The sequence below is a fragment of the Leclercia sp. genome (genome assembly GCF_036780805.1).
Classification (GTDB): domain Bacteria; phylum Pseudomonadota; class Gammaproteobacteria; order Enterobacterales; family Enterobacteriaceae; genus Enterobacter.
This window is the reverse complement of sequence record NZ_DAIQCE010000014.1, coordinates 37,767-56,715: the sequence shown is the minus strand read 5'-3', so window position 1 is coordinate 56,715 and position 18,949 is coordinate 37,767. Positions and strand designations below refer to the sequence as shown.

Sequence of the window (18,949 nt, the reverse complement as noted above, 5' to 3'; positions counted from 1 at the left end):
TCTGGTGAATATCAGTTATGCCTGCCGAAAAAGTCGACGATGGCGTTGAGTGCGACTGAGCGCATGGCGTCCTTTTCGAAAAGGATCTCATGGTACGCGCCGTTTATAACCAGCGGTTTACCCCCTTCGCAAGGGTGACCGGCTGCGGCCCGCAGTTCACAGAAGCGGTCGTGCATGCGGTTATCCACTACCCGCTCCTCTTCTGCCTGAAGGATAAGCGTGGGGGTATCGTCCTGACCGGCCCCCGCCAGCGCCTTTTCACCTGCCAGAATCCCTTCGCGAACCCAGTGATAAGTAGGCCCGCCGACGCGTAAACGCGGTTCATCCGCATAAAAGCGCAGGTTGCGGCGATAACGCTGCCGACTGTGGGTTAACACGTTAATGGTAAAGGGTAGCGCGCGCCAGCGCCCGGTGCCAATGGCATAGCCTTCACGAATGCGCTGATGGCCCTCAGCCCAGTCGAGAATATGGCGTACCATCCAGTCCGGGAAGCGCATGACGATGCCAAACATCGGAGCGCTCAGGGCAATGGCATCGCACTGGTGCTGCGGATGGCGCTGTAAAAACAGCGTGGCGATCGCGCCGCCCATCGAGTGCGCCAGGATAAACCGTTTTCGCCACCGACCGGGCTGCACTTCCTGCTGCCAGAAGGCGGCAAAGTCATCGACGTAATCGCTGAACTGACCCACATGGCCGCGGTGCGTGTCGGACAACATGCGCCCGGAGCGCCCCTGACCACGATGGTCGATTATCAGCACGTCATAACCCAGCCGGAAGAGATCGTATGCCAGCTCGGCATACTTGACGTAACTTTCGATCCGCCCGGGACAGATCGCTATCACCGAATCATGAGTTTCGGCCTGAAAACGAACAAAGCGTACAGGAACATTATCGACGCCTGTGAATCCGCCCTCTTCGCGCTGGCGCCAGAAATCCGTTAACGGCCCCATGGAGAAAGCAGCAAATGCCTTTTCTCGCGTTTCCCAGTCCCTATTCTGCTGAAACATCGGGTTTACACCCCTGTAAGCCAAGGAATATCGTTTTTTCGTGACAGGTCGTAAAATGACGCAACATTAGCGTATTGTGGCATAAAAATAGACGATTCGGGAGTTTCAAATGACCTTCGAGTGGTGGTTCGCTTACCTGCTGACATCCATCATCCTCAGCCTTTCACCGGGCTCCGGTGCCATCAACACCATGACCACTGCCATGAACCATGGCTATCGCGGCGCGGCGGCATCCATTGCCGGATTGCAGACCGGGCTGGGGATTCATATCGTGCTGGTCGGCGTGGGGCTGGGAACGCTCTTCTCCCGCTCGGTGCTGGCTTTTGAAGTGCTGAAGTGGGCCGGCGCGGCCTACCTTATCTGGCTCGGGATCCAGCAGTGGCGAGCCGCGGGTGCCCTCGACCTGAACACCCTCGCTCAGACGCAAAGCCGGGGCCGCCTGTTTAAGCGCGCGGTGTTTGTGAACCTGACCAACCCGAAAAGCATCGTCTTTCTGGCCGCTCTGTTTCCGCAGTTTATCGTGCCGCATCAGCCTCAAATCATGCAGTACGTGGTGCTCGGCGTAACCACTATTGTGGTCGATATTATTGTGATGATTGGCTATGCGACGCTGGCAACGCGGATTGCGACATGGATTAAAGGGCCTCGTCAGATGAAGGCCCTGAATAAAGTGTTCGGTTCGCTGTTTATGCTGGTCGGTGCGCTGCTGGCATCAGCAAGGCACGCTTAACGCGACAGGATCAGGTGAATGCCGAAGCCGGCGAATAACGCGCCGGCCACGCCGTCAATCCACTTCGCCAGACGCTGATATCCGCGACGCATCGACGGAAGCGCAAACAGGCTCGCCACCACGGTGAACCAGGCGAAAGTTTCCAGCACGATCAGCAGGAAAATTCCCCAGCGCGCACCCGCCCCGACGTCTTCACCCACGAACAATGAAAATACCGAGCCGAAATAGATAATCGCTTTTGGATTGGCGAGGTTGGTCAGCAGCCCTTTCACAAAACTACGTCCGCTGGCCGCCAGCTCCATTTTGGGCTCAGGCGCCTCGGTGTCCTCTTTCTTAAACGCCCCACGCAGCATCTGATAGCCCATCCAGCACAGATACAGGCCACCGCCGACCATAATGATGTTGTGCAGCCACGCCATCTTATCGAGGATCAGATTCAGGCCCAGCAGCGCCACGGCAGCCCAGACCATGACGCCAAGGGTAATACCCAGCACGCCCATCATCGCCTCTTTGCGGGAGCGGCTTACCGCCGTTTGGGAGACGAAGAAAAAGTCAGGGCCAGGGCTCATCAGCGCCACAATATGCACCAGCGCCACGGTCAGAAACAGGGTTAACATAATTAACTCGCGGGGGAATAGTTCAGGGAGTCATCATCCTGGCACTTTTTTGTCGGGCTGACTACTCCTCATCATCACCATCCGTATGGGAACGGATCAGCGCCATAAACTCTTTACCAAAACGCTCCAGCTTACGCGTGCCGACGCCGTTAACGCTGAGCATTTCGCTGGCGCTGAGCGGCATCTGCTCGGCCATCTCAATCAGCGTCGCATCGTTAAACACAACGTACGGCGGGATATTTTCTTCATCGGCGATGGCTTTGCGCAGCTTACGCAGCTTGGCGAACAGCTTGCGGTCGTAGTTGCCGCCGTAAGATTTTTGCATCACCCGCGGTTTCAGCGCCACCACGCGCGGAACGGCGAGCTGTAGCTCCACGACGCCGCGCAGCACCGGGCGGGCGGCTTCGGTGAGCTGCAGCGCGGAGTGCTGGGCGATGTTCTGGGTTGCAAAGCCGAGGTGGATCAGCTGACGGATGACGCTCACCCAGTGCTCATGACTCTGATCGCGCCCAATACCGTAGACCGGCAGCTTGTCATGGCCCATCTCGCGGATACGCTGATTGTTGGCGCCGCGCAGCACTTCCACCACATAGCCCATGCCGAAGCGCTGGTTAACGCGGCCAATGGTGGAGAGCGCCTTACGCGCGTCCATCAGCCCGTCATACTGCTTCGGCGGATCGAGGCAGATATCGCAGTTACCGCACGACTCCTGGCGGCCCTCGCCAAAATAGTTAAGCAGCACCAGGCGGCGGCAGGTTTGCGCTTCGGCAAAGGCCCCCATCGCATTGAGCTTGTGGCGCTCAATATCCTGCAATGGTCCCTGCGGCTTCTCTTCCAGGCAGCGGCGCAGCCAGGCCATATCGGCCGGATCGTAGAACAGCATCGCCTCGGCGGGCAGGCCGTCACGCCCGGCGCGGCCCGTCTCCTGATAGTAGGATTCGATATTGCGCGGAATGTCGAAGTGCACCACAAAGCGCACGTTCGGTTTGTTAATGCCCATGCCAAAGGCGACGGTTGCTACCACGATTTGCAGGTCGTCGCGCTGGAATTTCTCCTGCACCTCGGCGCGAATGTGGTTTTCCAGCCCGGCATGATAGGCCGCGGCGCTGAAGCCCCGGCTCTGCAGACGCGCGGCGGTGTCTTCCACCTTCGCCCGGCTGTTGCAGTAGATAATGCCCGACTTGCCGCGCTGCTCCTGGACATAGCGCAGCAGCTGATCCAGCGGCTTGAATTTTTCCATCAACATGTAGCGGATATTGGGGCGGTCGAAGCTGCTGACCTGGATCAGCGGATCGTTAAGCCCCAGCAGGCGCACAATATCCTGGCGGGTGGTGTCGTCGGCGGTGGCGGTGAGCGCCATAAACGGCAGCTCGGGGAAACGCTGGCGCAGATGGCCGAGGGCAGCATACTCCGGACGGAAATCATGGCCCCACTGGGAAATACAGTGCGCTTCATCCACCGCCAGCAGCACCGGATTCCAGTGCGCCAGATGCTCAAGGAAGTTATCCAGCATCAGGCGTTCCGGAGCGATATACAGCAGGCGCACCTGCCCGGTGCGGCACCCGGCCATCACTTCCTGCTGCTGCTCGCGGGTTTGGGTGGAGTTGATACAGGCCGCCGCCACGCCGTTGGCCAGCAGCTGGTCGACCTGATCTTTCATCAGCGAGATCAGCGGTGACACCACCACCGTCAGGCCGTTCAACACCAGCGCGGGAACCTGATAGCACAGCGATTTCCCGCCGCCGGTCGGCATGACCACCAGACAATCACGGCCCGCAAGGGCGGTGTTAATAATGGTTTCCTGGCCCGGGCGGAACTGCTGGTAGCCAAAGGTTTCGTGCAAAACCTGTTTAGCCAGCAACTCCTGATTTACGACTTCCGCCTGCACCACATCAACCCCATTTGCCTGAAATAAAAACAGGCGCTATTTTCAGCGCCTGCGAGAGAAACTTCAACGTTTAAGACAAAAACATTCGAGGAGGCTAGAAAAGATCGTTCAGCATCACGCCCACGCCGACGCGTGTCTGGTTGAAGTTGTAGTCGATCAGCGATTCGCCGTAGCCGCTGTAGACCTGGGTATAGACACGAACATGCTTGGTCAGCGGATAGCTGACGCCCATCTCCGCGCCGCCATAGCCGGTGTTCCAGTTGTACTGCCCCTTCACGCTGAGCACCGCTTCGCCCAGCTGGTAGCCTACCCGCAGTTGGTAGTAGCCCATGTATTTGGTGATATCCGGGTTATCGTCGGTGTTGCCCACGACATACCAGGGCTTCACTTCCACCAGCCAGTTACCGTTCTGCGCCATCAGGCGGGTATAGAGGCGGTTCCAGCTGCGTGATGTCGGGTCTGAGCGACCGTTAGATTGATGGTTATAGCCAAACTCCACGTCCCGCAGCGTCCAGCCCGCCAGCGAGTAATCGGTGGCAAAACCGAGGAACAGCTGCGGCTCATAGTTGGTTTCACGAAACGGCGAGGATTCATCGCTGTTCGACAGCTGCCACCACGACTTCTGCGTGTAGGAGCCGCCCAGAATCGAATTCGGCCCCAGAATGCCGCGCCATAACGGGAAGGCGAGGCTCAGCTGAAACTTCACCTCATCTTTTTGCGAATCGTCTGCCCAGTCATAGGTGCGGATCGCCTCTTTATTCAGGTCGCTGGTGGCGGTATAGATAAGGTAATTGCTGTCATAGGGATAGAGCGTAAAAGGATTATCGTGCTCTTCCAAAAGGTTAGCGATGATGCTGCCGCGCACGGCAGGCACCTCCTGAGTTACCGCGTCCTGCGCAAATGCCACAGAGGGCAGCGTAACTGCTGCCAGGAACCCGGCCTGATATCTCCGCATCGGTGATGCTCTCCTGAGAAATAGTTTTAATGGATAGTTATGGTTATCTCATTTTACAGAATTAATGATTAACTGCGCGTATCCGGGTTCTGAAAGTAGAAATTCACATTGATGAGGCATAAAATCAACAGCCTTTTAACATTAAGGATGTGACGCGCTATGTCTGCCACGCTTACTGCCGACGAAGCCCTGAAGCTTGTCGGTGAGATCTTCGTCTACCATATGCCGTTCAACCGTGCGCTGGGGCTCGAGCTGGAGCGCTACGAGAAAGATTTTGCCCAACTGAGCTTTAGCAACCAGCCCATGATGGTCGGCAACTGGGCGCAAAGCATTCTCCACGGTGGGGTGATCGCTTCTGCCCTCGACGTTGCCGCCGGTCTGGTCTGCGTCGGCAGCACCCTGACCCGCCACGACACCATCAACGAAGACGAGCTGCGCCAGCGCCTGTCGCGGATGGGCACCATCGATCTGCGCGTCGATTATCTGCGCCCCGGTCGCGGGAATCGCTTTACCGCCACCAGCAGCCTGCTGCGGGCGGGAAATAAAGTTGCGGTCGCGCGCGTTGAGCTGCACAACGAAGATCAGGTTTATATCGCCAGCGCAACCGCCACTTATATGGTGGGTTGAGAAGGTAAAATCGGGTAAAATTGCGTTACTTTTTTGTAACGGATTTTCCTGATGGATGCTAAACAGACGCGGCAGGGCGTATTACTCGCGCTTGCCGCCTATTTTATTTGGGGTATCGCCCCCGCCTACTTCAAGCTGATTCACTACGTTCCCGCTGACGAAATTCTTACCCACCGCGTAATCTGGTCGTTTTTCTTTATGGTGGCGCTGATGAGCGTAAGCCGTCAGTGGTCAGGGGTGAAAACTCTCCTGCAGACGCCGAAAAAGATATTCCTGCTGGCGCTGTCTGCCGTATTGATTGGCGGTAACTGGCTGCTGTTTATCTGGTCGGTCAACAACCATCACATGCTGGAGGCGAGCCTCGGCTACTTCATTAACCCGCTGGTGAATATCGTGCTGGGAATGCTGTTCCTCGGCGAGCGCTTCCGCCGGATGCAGTGGCTGGCGGTGTTCCTCGCCCTCTGCGGCGTGCTGGTTCAGCTGTGGACCTTTGGCTCGCTGCCGGTCATCGCCCTCGGGCTGGCGTTCAGCTTCGCCTTCTATGGCCTGGTACGCAAGAAAATCGCCGTGGAGGCGCAAACCGGGATGCTGTTTGAAACCCTGTGGCTGCTGCCAGTGGCCGCGATTTACCTGTTCGGCATTGCCGACAGCAGCACCAGCCATATGGGCAGTAACCCCTGGACGTTGAACGTGATGCTGATGGCAGCCGGTGTGGTCACCACTATCCCCCTGCTGTGCTTCACCGGTGCGGCAACGCGTCTGCGCCTGTCGACGCTGGGCTTCTTCCAGTACATCGGCCCAACGCTGATGTTCCTGCTGGCGGTGCTGTTCTACGGCGAAGTGCCGGGCGCGGATAAAATGGTGACGTTCGCCTTTATCTGGGTGGCGCTGGCGGTGTTTGTGGCGGATGCCATTTATACCCAGCGCAGGACGCGCAAAGGGCTGTAGTGCTTTTTTGCCGGATGGCGGCGGTGCCTTATCCGGCCTAAAGGACTTGTAGGCCCGGTAAGCGTAGCGCCACCGGGCACAACAATTACAGCCAGTTACGGCGCTTAAAGTAGAGATACGGCGCGAGACCGGCGAGCACCATAAAGACAATCGCTCCCGGATAACCAAAGCTCCATTTCAGCTCCGGCATAAACTCAAAGTTCATCCCATAGCTGGAGGCCACCAGCGTAGGCGGCAGGAACACCACCGAGACCACCGAGAAGATCTTGATGATGCGGTTCTGCTCGATGTTGATAAAGCCCATCGCCGCCTGCATCAGGAAGTTCACCTTCTGGAACAGAGATTCGTTGTGCGGCAGCAGGGATTCGATATCGCGCAGGATCTCACGCGCCTGCTCCAGCTGACCGCCCGGCAGACGCGCCTTGCGCACCAGGAAGTTCAGGGCGCGCTGAGTATCCATCAGACACAGACGCACCTTCCAGCCGATATCTTCCAGCTCTGCCAGGGTCGACAATGCTTCGTCGTACTCATCGCCCTGATGGCCTTCCATGATCACCCGGCTCAGCTCTTCCAGATCGCTGTAGATGTTCTCAATCTCGTCCGCCAGCTGTTCGATTTTTGTTTCGAACAGGTCGAGCAGCAGCTCATAGGCATTACCGTCCACCATCGCCTGGCTACGGGCGCGCATGCGGTAGAGACGGAACGCGGGCAGTTCACGCTCACGCAGGGTAAACAGGCGGCCATCGCGGATGGTGAATGCGACGGTGGAGTTACCGGCGTGATCTTCCGCATCTTCGAAGAAGAAAAAGGAGTGGATGTGCAGACCGTCTTCGTCTTCGAAGAAACGGGCCGACGCCTCGATGTCTTCCAGTTCCGGGCGGGTAGCCAGGCTTTGTCCGAGCTCAGATTGTACGCGCAGGCGTTCGTCGTCGTCCGGCTCGACCAGATCCACCCAAACGGCATCAATGAGGGGTTGTGACTCTTCAGCTTCAAGCCGAATCAGTCGGTTCTTTTCCAGTTGAAATGCGCTCAGCATGACCGGGACTCCCAATGCAAAAAAAATCGGACAGTTCGGTGGGCACACAGAAACAAATTGGGTTTCAGACCATTAAACAGCCTGACTCAGCGCGACGGGAAGAAGTGTCGCTGACAACCACTAAGGGCATCAGCGTGAGGAGATAGCCTTAGGAGTTGTTCCTGGATGACAGGGAATTGAGCCAGCATCTACTGGGTGTGTCCAAGGCGAATGTCCTCTTAGCGTAATCGTGCGCGCATGTTACGCCAGCAGTCACAGCGGCGTCAACACGCAACGAAACGCTGAAGAACTTTAAATGCCCTTCAGCGTTTAAGCCTGGCAGCTTAATAAAAAATAGTGATATTTTTCGGAAAGTTACACTGCTTCCAGCCGGGCGTAAGCGGCCACCAGCCATTTGATCCCCTGTCCCTGGAACGCCACCTGCAGGCGGCTGTGTTCCCCGCTGCCTTCCAGGTTCACAATCGTGCCTTCACCAAATTTGGCGTGGCGCACACGCTGGCCGAGTTTGAATCCGCTGTCGTTTTCCGAGATCGGCGCACCCAGGCGCTGATGGCTGACCGGACGGCTGATGCTGGCCCGCAGACGGACCTCTTCCACGCACTCTTCCGGCAGTTCACCGACAAAACGCGACGGGCGGTGGTAAACCTCTTTGCCGTACAGGCGACGGGTTTCCGCATAGGTCAGGGTCAGCTTCTGCATCGCGCGGGTCACGCCGACATAGGCCAGACGGCGTTCTTCTTCCAGACGACCGCCCTCATCCAGCGACATCTGGCTCGGGAACATCCCCTCTTCCATGCCGACGATAAACACCTGCGGAAACTCCAGCCCTTTGGCAGAGTGCAGGGTCATCAGCTGGACCGCGTCCTGCCAGGTGTCGGCCTGCCCTTCGCCTGCTTCCAGCGCGGCATGGGACAGGAACGCCTGCAGCGGCATCAGATCTTCTTCTTCGTCGTTGTAGCTGAACTGGCGCGTTGCCGTCACCAGCTCCTCTAAGTTCTCGATACGGGTCTGGCCCTTCTCGCCCTTCTCCTGCTCGTACATCATGCGCAGGCCGGAGTCTTTGATCACCCGGTCGGTCTGAACGTGCAGCGGCATGTCGGCGGTTTCCTGCGCCAGGGCTTCGATCAGCTCCAGGAAGCGCTGTAGGGCACTGGCCGCACGTCCGGCGAGGGCCTTCTCTTGCAGCAGCTCGCGACACGCCTGCCACAGGGTTAGCTGGCGATCGCGGGAGGTCTGGCGCACCACGTCGAGGGTGCGATCGCCGATGCCGCGCGTCGGGGTGTTGACCACGCGCTCAAAGGCCGCGTCGTCGTTACGGTTGGCAATCAGGCGCAGATAAGACAGCGCGTCTTTGATTTCCTGACGTTCGAAGAAGCGCATCCCGCCATAGATACGGTACGGCATGCTGGCCTGCAGCAGCGCCTCTTCCAGCACGCGCGATTGGGCGTTGCTGCGGTAGAGAATGGCGCACTTCTCCAGCGCACCGCCGTTGTCCTGCCAGGTTTTGATGCGGTTAACCACGAAGCGGGCTTCGTCCAGCTCGTTAAAAGCGCAGTAAAGCGAGATCGGCTCGCCGTCGATGCCCTCGGTCCACAGCTTTTTACCCAGACGTCCATTGTTGTTTTCAATCAGGGCGTTGGCCGCGCTCAGAATGTTGTTGGTGGAGCGGTAGTTCTGCTCCAGGCGGATGGTCTCGGCACCCGGGAAGTCCTTGAGGAAGCGCTGGATGTTCTCCACCTGGGCGCCACGCCAGCCGTAGATTGACTGGTCGTCGTCGCCGACGATCATCACCTTGCTGGAGTCACCCGCCAGCAGGCGGATCCACGCGTACTGAATGTTGTTGGTATCCTGGAATTCGTCGACCAGGATGTTGGTAAAGCGTTCGCGGTAGTGCTGCTGGATATGCGGCTTGTTGAGCCACAGCTCATGGGCGCGCAGCAGCAGTTCGGCGAAATCCACCAGCCCGGCGCGATCGCAGGCCTCCTGATAGGCCTGATAAACTTTCTGCCAGGTCTGCTCAATTGGGTTGCCAAAGCTCTGGATGTGGTGCGGGCGCAGCCCTTCGTCTTTCTGGCTGTTGATGTACCACATCGCCTGACGCGGCGGCCACTGCTTCTCGTCGAGGTTCATGGCCTTGATCAGGCGCTTCAGCAGGCGCAGCTGGTCTTCGCTGTCGAGGATCTGGAAATCCTGCGGCAGGTTGGCGTCAAGATGGTGCGCGCGCAGCAGGCGGTGCGCCAGCCCGTGGAAGGTGCCGACCCACATGCCGCCCTGGCTGGTACCCATCAGCTGGGCGATACGGTGACGCATCTCCGCCGCGGCTTTGTTGGTAAAGGTCACCGCCATAATGGAGTACGGCGAGCAGTTCTCCACGCTCTGCAGCCAGGCGATACGGTGTACCAGCACGCGTGTCTTACCACTGCCCGCCCCTGCCAGCACCAGCATATTGGTGCGCGTCGCGGCAACCGCGTCACGCTGTTTGTCATTAAGGCTGTCGAGCAGGTAAGAAACGTCCATTGGCACCGTCACGTAGTAATCAGGAACACGGCAAAACGCCCGGAGGCGCTTCGCTTACCGGGCCTACAACTGCAAAACCCTGGTAATTTATACAATACTACTGGTGATTATATCAGCGTGGTGAGGGATGCCAACCGTGAAATTTCGATGTGCGGCAGCAGGCGGCTGTCGGCGGTCTGCATCAGATCGGCATTTTCCGGCTTGATCCAGCAGGCCTGCATCCCGCAGCGGATAGCCCCCGCCACGTCGGTAGTCAGGTCATCACCCACGTGCAGGATCTCCCCCAGCGGCAGGTCGAGCTTCTCCGCCGCCAGGTGGTACATATCGTTGAACGGCTTCGAGCGCCCGTGCGGGCCCGCGCGCAGCACAAACTCGAAATAGTCACCCAGGCCGAACAGCTCTGGCTGGGCATTGCCGTTGGTGATGGCCACCAGCGGCCACTTCTCGCCCAGCTTCGCCAGGGTGTCGTGGGTCTCCTGCGGCACGTCGATGCGGCTGCGCCATTGGGCGAAGTGCGCCATCGAGGCGTCTGCACCTAGCGCGGCTTCGTTGGCGGTCAGGCCAGCATTGAGCATCGCCTGCTCAACGGCACGGCGACGCCACTCGGTGACGTCGTGATAGATGTCCGGCTCGGTTTGCCGCAACGCCTGACGCAGGCGGTGGAACTCTTTGTTTTCCAGCGTCTTCAACGCGGGATGGTAGTTTTGCACAAACGCCAGCGCTTCCTGCTCGGTTCGCAGGATCACTTCGCGGTTGTCGTAAAGGGTGTCATCAAGGTCGAACGTCAGTGCTGAGATGTGGCCTAATGGACGATAAAAACGCATTATTTCCCCCGTTTGGCGCGTGGATGCGCCGCGTCGTACACCGAGGCAAGGTGTTGAAAATCGAGATGGGTATAGATCTGAGTAGTGGACAAATTGGCGTGGCCCAGCAGCTCCTGTACGCCGCGCAGATCGCCGCTGGATTCCAGCATGTGCGTAGCGAATGAGTGGCGCAGTTTATGCGGATGAACATGGCTGTTCAGCCCCTGCTTGATCCCCCACTCGGCAAAACGTTTTTGCACGTTACGCGCGGAGATGCGCTTGCCGAGCTTCGAAAGGAACAGCGCATCCTCTTCGGTGCCGAACAGGCCGCGCAGATCGAGCCAGTGTTCAATCCACGCCACGGCGTTGCGGCCAATGGGCAGGCGGCGCTCTTTGCTGCCTTTGCCCATCACCCACACTTCACCGGTGTCCAGATCGAGGTGTTTGATATCGAGGTTCACCAGCTCGGAAAGACGTAGCCCCGCGCCGTACATCACCTCCAGCATCGCCCGATCGCGTACCGCCAGCGGATCGTTGAGATCGATATCCAGCAGGCGGTTCACGTCATCGACATCGATATTTTTGGGCAGATGGCGCGGCGCTTTCGGCGCGGCGATCCCTTTGGCCGGGTTGGCGTTGAGCTCGCCCTGGCTCACCAGCCAGTCGAAGAAGCTGCGCAGTGCGGAAAGCCGCAGCGCGAGGCTGGCAGGGCCAAGCCCTTTTCGGCGGCTGCGCACGGCAAAGGTTCGCACCGTGGCGGCATCACACTGCTGCCAGCTCTTCAGGCCGATCTCGTCGGCCAGCTGCATGATGGCATCAAGCTGACGCTGATAGTTGACCAGGGTGATCGGGCTGAGCTGGCGCTCAACGCCCAGATAGCGCAGAAAACGCGTGACGGCAGGGGCCAGCAGAGCATCCGTCATACGCGTTCAATCCAGCGTTCCAGCAGCTCGGGCAGCATCTGCGCGATCTCCTGGATCAGCTGCGTCCCTTGTCCCTGCTGATAGTGCTGCGGATCGCGGCTGGTGAATAACATCACGCCGAGATCGCCATCGCGTCCCATCAGCGACATCGCCACCGAACCGATAGCTTTGGCCTCCGGCAGAACCACCAGCAGCTCCGGGCCATTCAGCGGCCCAAGATAGTGGTTCTCACGCCCCATGCGCTGAATGCGCAACGGCTCAAACGCCTGACGCGATAGCGCCAGATGGGTAAAGCTGGAGGGCGGGCTAATGCGCCAGCGATCCGGGAACAGGCGCAGGGTTGCCCCTGCCAGCCCCAGCTCGCGTGCCCAGCGATGCAGGCGGAGCAGAAATTCGTCGAGGCTGCTGGCCGAGGCCAGACGCGACTGCAGATGCAGCAGACGATAGAACAGACCTTCATTGCTGGTGGCCTGCTCCATCAGCAGGGAGATGTTCTCTTCCAGATGGTTGATATGGTTGCGCGCGCGCGCCATATGCCATTCGACCAACGAGACCGTACCGCGGATCGGATGCGGCACGCGCATCTCTTCAACCACGCGGGCATTGCGAATGAAAAACTCAGGATGGCGCAGCAGATAATCAACAACCGCCCGGTCGTCCATCTCCGTCAGCGTTTCCTGCAGTTCTTCTCCTGGTTGTTTCATAGATGGATAAACCCGTCGTAGACTTGTGTCGCCGGGCCCGTCATGTACAGCGGCTGACCCGGGCCTTTCCAGGCGATATCAAGACGGCCGCCTGGTAAATCCACGCGAACGTCTTCCGCCAGTAAACCCTGCGCAATCCCCACCGCGACGGCCGCACAGGCACCGCTGCCGCACGCCTGTGTTTCACCTGCCCCGCGTTCATAGACGCGCAGACGGATGTGATCGCGAGTGATGACCTGCATAAATCCTATATTGGCGCGCTCAGGGAAACGCTCATGGCTTTCCAGCACCGGACCGAGCGTCTCAACGGGCGCGGTCGCGACGTCATCAACCTGAATCACGCAGTGCGGGTTGCCCATGGAAACCACGCCGCACAAGACTGTCTGTTCTGCGGCGCGCATGATATAGGTCTTTTCCGCTTTGTTGGCGCGGAACGGCACCTGCGACGGCTCGAAGTTCGGCTCGCCCATGTTGACCCGCACCAGTTCGTCATCGGTGACGCTCAGCACCATCCGCCCATTGGCGGTGCTGACGCGAATATCGCGCTTGTTGGTCAGTCCTTTCAGACGGACAAAGCGGGCAAAACAGCGTGCGCCGTTGCCACACTGGGAGACTTCGCTGCCGTCCGCATTAAAAATGCGGTAGTGAAAATCGAGATCAGGATCGTAAGGCGGTTCAACCACCAGCAGCTGATCAAACCCGACGCCAAGGTGCCGATCGGCCAGACGGCGAATCAGCTCCGGAGAAAAGAAGACATTCTGCGTTACCGCGTCGACGACCATAAAATCATTGCCAAGGCCATGCATTTTAGAGAACTGCATTATTTACTCCATTGCGCGGTTCGCAACGCGCGTCAGTAATTTACCTGGCTTGGGCCGCCATTGTCGCCGCGATCGTTACGATCTGGCTGGGTGGTTTGTACAGGGCTTTGCGCTTTTTTGGTCGGTGGCGGCGCGGTTTTATCTGCCGGTGGGAAATAGAGCGGTCCTTTCAGACCACAGCCACTCAGGCTAAACAGTGCGAGGAGAACGGCAAGCGTTCCAAAAACGTTTTTCATTATCAGGTTGCCTGTAAGTTCATGCTTTCTGTTTTCTATCATCGCAGGAGAAGGCACAAAAGCAAGAGTTTGCCGCTAACCTGCAACCGGAATTATTTAGCGTTATACTGCCGCCATCACGAAAAACAGGAACAGAACCATGAATGACAGTGAATTCCATCGCCTTGCCGATAACCTGTGGCAAACCATCGAAGAACGTCTTGACGACTGGGATGGCGACAGCGATATCGATTGTGAAATCAACGGCGGCGTGCTGACCATCAGTTTCGAAAACGGCAGCAAGATCATTATCAACCGTCAGGAACCGCTTCACCAGGTGTGGCTGGCCACCAAACAGGGCGGCTACCATTTCGACCTCAAGGGCGACGAGTGGATTTGCGATCGCAGCGGTGAAGCGTTCTGGGATCTGCTGGAACAGGCCGCGACCGCGCAGGCGAGTGAAGAAGTGAGATTCAGCTAAGGTTTATTGCCCGGTGGCGCTGCGCTTACCGGGCCTACAACGGCTCGAACCGTAGGCCGGATAAGCAAAGCGCATCCGGCACAGCGGCTCAGGAGAAATACTGCTGCAACAGCGGGGTGTTGGCGTCCTGGCTGGCAGGCACGGCGGTGGTAATCGCCTGGGTGCGGAACGGGATCACCTGTGCACGGCCATCGACCTTCACAATCTGATAGAACTGCGGCAGGTTGAAGTTGATAAAACTTGAACCGTAGGTGAAGCGGTCATGTGAGGACGAGTAGAAGCGGCTCACGTCGCGCACCAGCTCCTCTTTGCTGCCTTCACAGTGGTGATACACTTCGGCGCGGTTGGTTTCATCAAGGATGTAGATATTGAAACCGGCGTCGTCGCCCGACTCTTCAAAGAAGAACTGAATAATCCCTTCGCTGGCAAAGCCATCCACCACCTGCGGCAGTTTGACGTGGTTGGTTTCAACCTGAACCGACAGGCCGTGCAGCTTGTTGTGCGAAATCGCACCGTAGAACTCAATGGCATTTTCCAGCTTCTGCACCGACACGTTCAGGCGCTCAAAGAACAAGCCCCAGGTCTGCCCGGAGACGCGCAGCGCCTTAAAGCGCCCCGTTTCCTGACGGGTGCTAGAGAGACGCAGATCGATACACTCGGAGACCAGCTGCTGCACGCGGGTACGGATCAGGCCGCGCAGATGCTGGCTATAGCAGAACACCTCAACGCTGTCCGGCGGAGCAGCATCCTGGTGCATCTTGCCGAGAATGGTTTTCAGCGCTTCGATCATCGCCTGCTCGCCGTTGAAGTGCAGCGTACGCACTTCGTTCCACGAGTTGCGGTAGAGCAGATCGACGCTGCCCACCAGGCAGTTTTGCTGCTCGCCAAAGCTAAATACGTCCAGCTTACGGAAATCGAAATGTACCACCTGATTGCGGAACGCCGCCGTCGGGTCATATTCGAGGTTGACTATAATCGCCAGATGGCGGATTTCGCACGGGCTGTAGAGCGCTTTCGGCGTCGGGGCAGGCAGCCGCAGCGGGAAGTGGTGCGACACATCCGCCACCATCTCCTGCAGTTTGGCAAGATCGACGATCTCATTGCCCTTAATAAACAGGCGGGTACGTGACGTCAGCAGGCCGTTAAACCAGGCCCAGGCCACCAGCTTGTTCAGGTAGCGGTTATACTCCAGCGGCTGATGGCTGATGATCGAGTCCATGCTCGGCGCACGGTTGTACAGATACCACCCGGTGCGGTTGGCGCGACCCGGCGGCACATAGATAAAGGTCAGGTTCGGTTCAGACAGGTCCGGCGAAATCTGCGGGTTTACCAGCGTCACTTTACCCGGCAGGGCTTCAAACGCGGCATACAGCTTACGGGTCAGAACACCGATATCCTGCGGGCTGGCGGAAACGCTGAGGTTGTTACGACGGGCAAAGCGGATCAGGTTACGGTAGCTCTGCATCATGGCATCGAGCAGTTCGTTGTGCGCTTCACGCACCTGATCGATCTTCCAGTTGGCGCGGTTATCGAGCATCGACAGACGCTCTTCGTCCCACCCCCACTCTTTGACTAACTGACTGACCACTTCACGACGCCAGCCGACGCATGCGCGTTCGCGGCTGAGCTTCTCACAGACTTTGAGATAGAAACATCGACGGACCAGATCGAGACGGGTCGGATCGTCGATGGCTTTCAGGTATTCGGTGACGCGTTCGAGCATCATGCAGTAAGCATCAAGACCGAAAGAGACGATCTCGCCATCATGCAGACGCTGTTTGATGTCTTTCGCCAGCAGGCGCGGCGTCGGGTATTCCCACGAGTAGGCTTCAAGCAGCAGGGTTTTCAGCACCGCTTTGTACGGGGAATCGATACTTTTATACAGCTGCCACAGGCTCGCGCCGAAATACTCTTCGGCAGAGAGGGAGCTTAAGCCGCCCAGATCCAGCCACTCGTTTGGCGTCAGGACCCCCTGGGCGTAGAGCTTCATGACGTAATCGTCGTAATGCTCTTCTTCATCGCACGGCACCATACTCCAGAGAATACGCTTCCCGGCCAGGCGCACGGCGGTACGGTAAAACTCATCCAGCAACAAGATGTGCTGCGTCGAGCCGCAGTCTTCACCACCCAGACTGCCGCTTTCATTATGGCGGAAACGGTTTTCATCAATCAGGAAGAAGCTCACCTCCACGCCGAGCGAGGCCGCCCAGCTCTCCAGCAGGCTGCATTTACGCTGTAGCAGCTGGCGCTCGTCGTTATCGAGCCAGGATTGATGGCAGACCCAGATATCGAGGTCCGAAGAACAGCTCTGCCCTACCGAAGAGGTACTGCCCATGGTGTAAACGCCGGTGATCGGCAGTTCACCTTTCGGCGACTCCTGCGGCGGCATGCCACGGTAGAGTTCCAGCTCTTTCAGGTAGTGTTCTTGGGTTTCATCAGGCGTGAAAAGGCAGATGCCCTTGGGAACGTTACCGTCGAGGTAACCCGGCATCAGTGGGTGGTGATAGTGCAACAATGTCGGCAGAAGACTGTAAACCTGCTGGAAAGCAGGACCCATCGCAGCAAGCGCGCGATCGACACGCAGTTGGTTGATGGCATCCAGTCTCTGTTTCAGAGTCTCAATATAGAGGTACAAGACGTATCGCCTGATGTTCAGAAGGCGCTAATCCTCACCAGGACCGAGAATTACGCGTTCGCAGTATTTCGAAAGTAACCGTCGCCCTTTTTCGCCCTTATCTTTATGGTCTCGGAGACGAAAAAATGGTCTAAAACGTGATCAATTTAACACCTTGCCGTTTGACCGTAAAGAAAGATGCGCTACATACAAGTGTAGCACCGTTCTGTACGTGTAAATTCCTGAATACGGCAGCAGGCAACCTCTCTCGCTGCCCTGTCCTGAACCCCTCAACGTCCGTAAACCTGACACTCCCAGGACAACAATGTTAGGATGGTCAGTAGATGATTAAGACGGTAACAAGCATGTTAGACAATGTTTTAAGAATTGCCACACGCCAAAGCCCCCTCGCGCTCTGGCAGGCACATTATGTTAAGCAGCGCCTCGAAGCCTGCCATGAAGGCTTGCGGGTTGAGCTGGTGCCGATGGTGACGCGCGGCGATGTCATTCTTGATACACCGCTGGCGAAAGTAGGCGGCAAAGGCCTGTTTGTGAAAGAGCTGGAGCTGGCACTGCTTGAGGATCGCGCCGATATTGCGGTCCACTCCATGAAGGACGTCCCGGTTGATTTCCCTGAGGGGCTGGGGCTGGTCACCATCTGCGAGCGCGAAGATCCGCGTGACGCCTTTGTTTCAAACCGCTATGACTCGCTGGACGCGCTGCCCCAGGGCAGCATCGTTGGCACGTCAAGTTTACGCCGCCAGTGTCAGCTGGCCGAGTCCCGCCCGGACCTGGTGATCCGCTCGCTGCGCGGCAACGTCGGTACCCGTCTCGGCAAGCTGGATAATGGCGAATATGACGCCATCATCCTGGCGGTAGCCGGCCTGAAACGCCTGGATCTGGAGTCGCGCATTAAGGTGGCGTTGCCACCGGAACAATCGCTGCCGGCCGTCGGCCAGGGCGCGGTGGGCATTGAGTGCCGACTCGACGATACACGCACCCATGCGCTGCTGGCACCGCTCAATCACGATGAGACGGTCATCCGCGTCAAGGCGGAGCGCGCCATGAATACCCGCCTTGAAGGGGGATGTCAGGTGCCGATTGGCAGCTATGCTGAATTAATTAATGGCGAACTGTGGCTGCGTGCGCTGGTTGGCGCGCCGGACGGTTCGCAGATGGTGCGCGGCGAACGCCGTGGTAACCCCCAGGATGCAGAACAGCTGGGTATTTCGCTGGCTGAAGAGCTGCTTGATAACGGCGCCCGTGAAATTCTCGCGGAAGTCTATAATGGAGAACCCCCGGCATGAGTATTCTCGTCACCCGCCCTTCTCCCGCTGGAGATGAGTTAGTGAGCCGTCTGCGCACACTGGGGCAGGTGGCGTGGAGCTTTCCGCTGATTGAGTTCTCCCCGGGCCGGGAACTGCCCCTGCTCGCCGGCCATCTTGCCGCGCTGCAGGCCGATGACATGCTGTTTGCTCTGTCACAACATGCCGTGGAGTTTGCCCACGCCCGGCTGCAACAGGACGGCCAGCGCTGGCCGGATGCGCCACGCTATTTTGCCATCGGCAGAACCACCGCCCTGGCGCTGCATACCGAGAGTGGCAAAGACATCCGCTATCCGCTGGATCGGGAAACCAGCGAAGTGTTGCTACAATTACCTGAATTACAAACTGTTGTGGGAAAGCGCATTCTGATTTTGCGCGGCAACGGTGGACGAGAACTGCTGGGCGACACGCTGCGTGAGCGCGGAGCAGAAGTGACATTTTGCGAATGTTATCAACGTTGTAATAAATATTATGACGGTGCAGAAGAGGCGATGCGCTGGCAGTCCCGCGGCGTGACCACTCTGGTGGTGACCAGCGGCGAAATGCTGCAACAGCTCTGGTCGCTGATCCCACAATGGTATCGTGATAACTGGTTACTCCGCTGTCGGCTTCTGGTCGTCAGTGAGCGTCTGGCGAACCTCGCCCGGGAACTGGGCTGGCAAGATATTCGGATCGCTGATAACGCCGACAACGATGCGCTGCTGCGCGCATTACAATAACTCTCATAATGGGAAGCCA

General features: G+C 58.1%; 19 protein-coding genes. 6 read left to right on the top strand and 13 right to left on the bottom strand.

The annotated features are described in order from the left end of the window. Window positions 1-11: 11 nt before the first annotated feature. Entirely contained in the window at window positions 12-1,007 is a 996-nt protein-coding gene (gene pldB, locus V7Q49_RS21110; RefSeq protein ID WP_333854885.1) for a lysophospholipase L2, read from the bottom strand. Window positions 1,008-1,116: 109 nt separating this feature from the next. Here pldB and rhtB point away from each other — a divergent pair, with 109 nt between their 5' ends. Next, window positions 1,117-1,737: a homoserine/homoserine lactone efflux protein gene (rhtB, locus tag V7Q49_RS21105; protein WP_333854883.1), complete on the top strand. Its 621-nt coding sequence runs from the start codon at window positions 1,117-1,119 to the stop codon at window positions 1,735-1,737. Here rhtB and rhtC read toward each other — a convergent pair. The 3 genes from rhtC to pldA form a co-directional block, all read right to left on the bottom strand. Further along, window positions 1,734-2,354 carry a threonine export protein RhtC gene (gene rhtC, locus V7Q49_RS21100; RefSeq protein ID WP_333854881.1) on the bottom strand — a complete coding sequence of 207 codons (621 nt, stop codon included), beginning with the start codon at window positions 2,352-2,354 and terminating at the stop codon, window positions 1,734-1,736. The two genes, rhtB and rhtC, sit on opposite strands and share 4 nt — an antisense overlap. Window positions 2,355-2,415: 61 nt before the next feature. Continuing rightward, window positions 2,416-4,245 carry an ATP-dependent DNA helicase RecQ gene (gene recQ, locus V7Q49_RS21095; RefSeq protein WP_333854879.1) on the bottom strand — a complete coding sequence of 610 codons (1,830 nt, stop codon included), beginning with the start codon at window positions 4,243-4,245 and terminating at the stop codon, window positions 2,416-2,418. A gap of 91 nt (window positions 4,246-4,336) precedes the next feature. Continuing rightward, window positions 4,337-5,197, bottom strand: coding sequence for a phospholipase A (gene pldA / locus V7Q49_RS21090; protein WP_333854877.1), 861 nt, complete (start codon window positions 5,195-5,197; stop codon window positions 4,337-4,339). A 159-nt stretch (window positions 5,198-5,356) separates the two neighbouring features. On the opposite strand from pldA, the gene yigI reads away from it, so the two are divergent. Both yigI and rarD read left to right on the top strand, forming a co-directional pair. Beyond that, window positions 5,357-5,824 (top strand): acyl-CoA thioesterase YigI, encoded by a 468-nt coding sequence (gene yigI / locus V7Q49_RS21085; protein ID WP_333854875.1) that lies wholly within the window; start codon window positions 5,357-5,359, stop codon window positions 5,822-5,824. A gap of 51 nt (window positions 5,825-5,875) precedes the next feature. Further along, window positions 5,876-6,772, top strand: a complete 897-nt coding sequence (gene rarD / locus V7Q49_RS21080) for an EamA family transporter RarD (protein ID WP_333854873.1) — start codon at window positions 5,876-5,878, stop codon at window positions 6,770-6,772. Window positions 6,773-6,857: 85 nt separating this feature from the next. On the opposite strand, the gene corA is transcribed toward rarD, so the two are convergent. The 8 genes from corA to lptM form a co-directional block, all read right to left on the bottom strand. Continuing rightward, on the bottom strand, window positions 6,858-7,808 hold the full coding sequence (corA, locus tag V7Q49_RS21075) for a magnesium/cobalt transporter CorA (protein WP_032615131.1): 951 nt from the start codon (window positions 7,806-7,808) through the stop codon (window positions 6,858-6,860). 148 nt (window positions 7,809-7,956) lie between these two features. Next, window positions 7,957-8,202: a YsgD/CorL family protein gene (gene ysgD / locus V7Q49_RS23595; RefSeq protein WP_442913087.1), complete on the bottom strand. Its 246-nt coding sequence runs from the start codon at window positions 8,200-8,202 to the stop codon at window positions 7,957-7,959. Then, window positions 8,163-10,325, bottom strand: coding sequence for a DNA helicase II (uvrD, locus tag V7Q49_RS21070; RefSeq protein ID WP_333854872.1), 2,163 nt, complete (start codon window positions 10,323-10,325; stop codon window positions 8,163-8,165). The genes ysgD and uvrD overlap by 40 nt, the downstream gene beginning before the upstream one ends. Before the next feature lie 107 nt (window positions 10,326-10,432). Next, window positions 10,433-11,149, bottom strand: coding sequence for a 5-amino-6-(5-phospho-D-ribitylamino)uracil phosphatase YigB (yigB, locus tag V7Q49_RS21065; protein WP_333854870.1), 717 nt, complete (start codon window positions 11,147-11,149; stop codon window positions 10,433-10,435). Further along, entirely contained in the window at window positions 11,149-12,051 is a 903-nt protein-coding gene (xerC, locus tag V7Q49_RS21060) for a tyrosine recombinase XerC (RefSeq protein ID WP_333854868.1), read from the bottom strand. Before xerC ends, yigB begins: the two co-directional genes overlap by 1 nt. Further along, on the bottom strand, window positions 12,048-12,755 hold the full coding sequence (locus tag V7Q49_RS21055) for a DUF484 domain-containing protein (RefSeq protein ID WP_333854866.1): 708 nt from the start codon (window positions 12,753-12,755) through the stop codon (window positions 12,048-12,050). The genes xerC and V7Q49_RS21055 overlap by 4 nt, the downstream gene beginning before the upstream one ends. Then, the gene (gene dapF, locus V7Q49_RS21050) at window positions 12,752-13,576 is read right to left on the bottom strand and encodes a diaminopimelate epimerase (protein WP_333854864.1); all 825 of its coding nucleotides are present in this window, start codon (window positions 13,574-13,576) and stop codon (window positions 12,752-12,754) included. Before dapF ends, V7Q49_RS21055 begins: the two co-directional genes overlap by 4 nt. A 32-nt stretch (window positions 13,577-13,608) precedes the next feature. After that, on the bottom strand, window positions 13,609-13,812 hold the full coding sequence (gene lptM, locus V7Q49_RS21045) for an LPS translocon maturation chaperone LptM (RefSeq protein WP_333854862.1): 204 nt from the start codon (window positions 13,810-13,812) through the stop codon (window positions 13,609-13,611). Window positions 13,813-13,951: 139 nt separating this feature from the next. Between lptM and cyaY the strand changes: the two genes are divergently transcribed. After that, window positions 13,952-14,272 (top strand): iron donor protein CyaY, encoded by a 321-nt coding sequence (gene cyaY / locus V7Q49_RS21040; RefSeq protein WP_333854860.1) that lies wholly within the window; start codon window positions 13,952-13,954, stop codon window positions 14,270-14,272. Between the two features lie 88 nt (window positions 14,273-14,360). On the opposite strand, the gene cyaA is transcribed toward cyaY, so the two are convergent. Next, a complete protein-coding gene (cyaA, locus tag V7Q49_RS21035; protein WP_333854858.1) occupies window positions 14,361-16,907 on the bottom strand; it encodes a class I adenylate cyclase in 2,547 nt (848 codons plus the stop codon). 344 nt (window positions 16,908-17,251) lie between these two features. Between cyaA and hemC the strand changes: the two genes are divergently transcribed. Then, a complete protein-coding gene (gene hemC / locus V7Q49_RS21030) occupies window positions 17,252-18,193 on the top strand; it encodes a hydroxymethylbilane synthase (RefSeq protein WP_333854856.1) in 942 nt (313 codons plus the stop codon). Beyond that, window positions 18,190-18,930: a uroporphyrinogen-III synthase gene (hemD, locus tag V7Q49_RS21025; protein ID WP_333854854.1), complete on the top strand. Its 741-nt coding sequence runs from the start codon at window positions 18,190-18,192 to the stop codon at window positions 18,928-18,930. The genes hemC and hemD overlap by 4 nt, the downstream gene beginning before the upstream one ends. The last annotated feature ends 19 nt before the right edge of the window (window positions 18,931-18,949 follow it).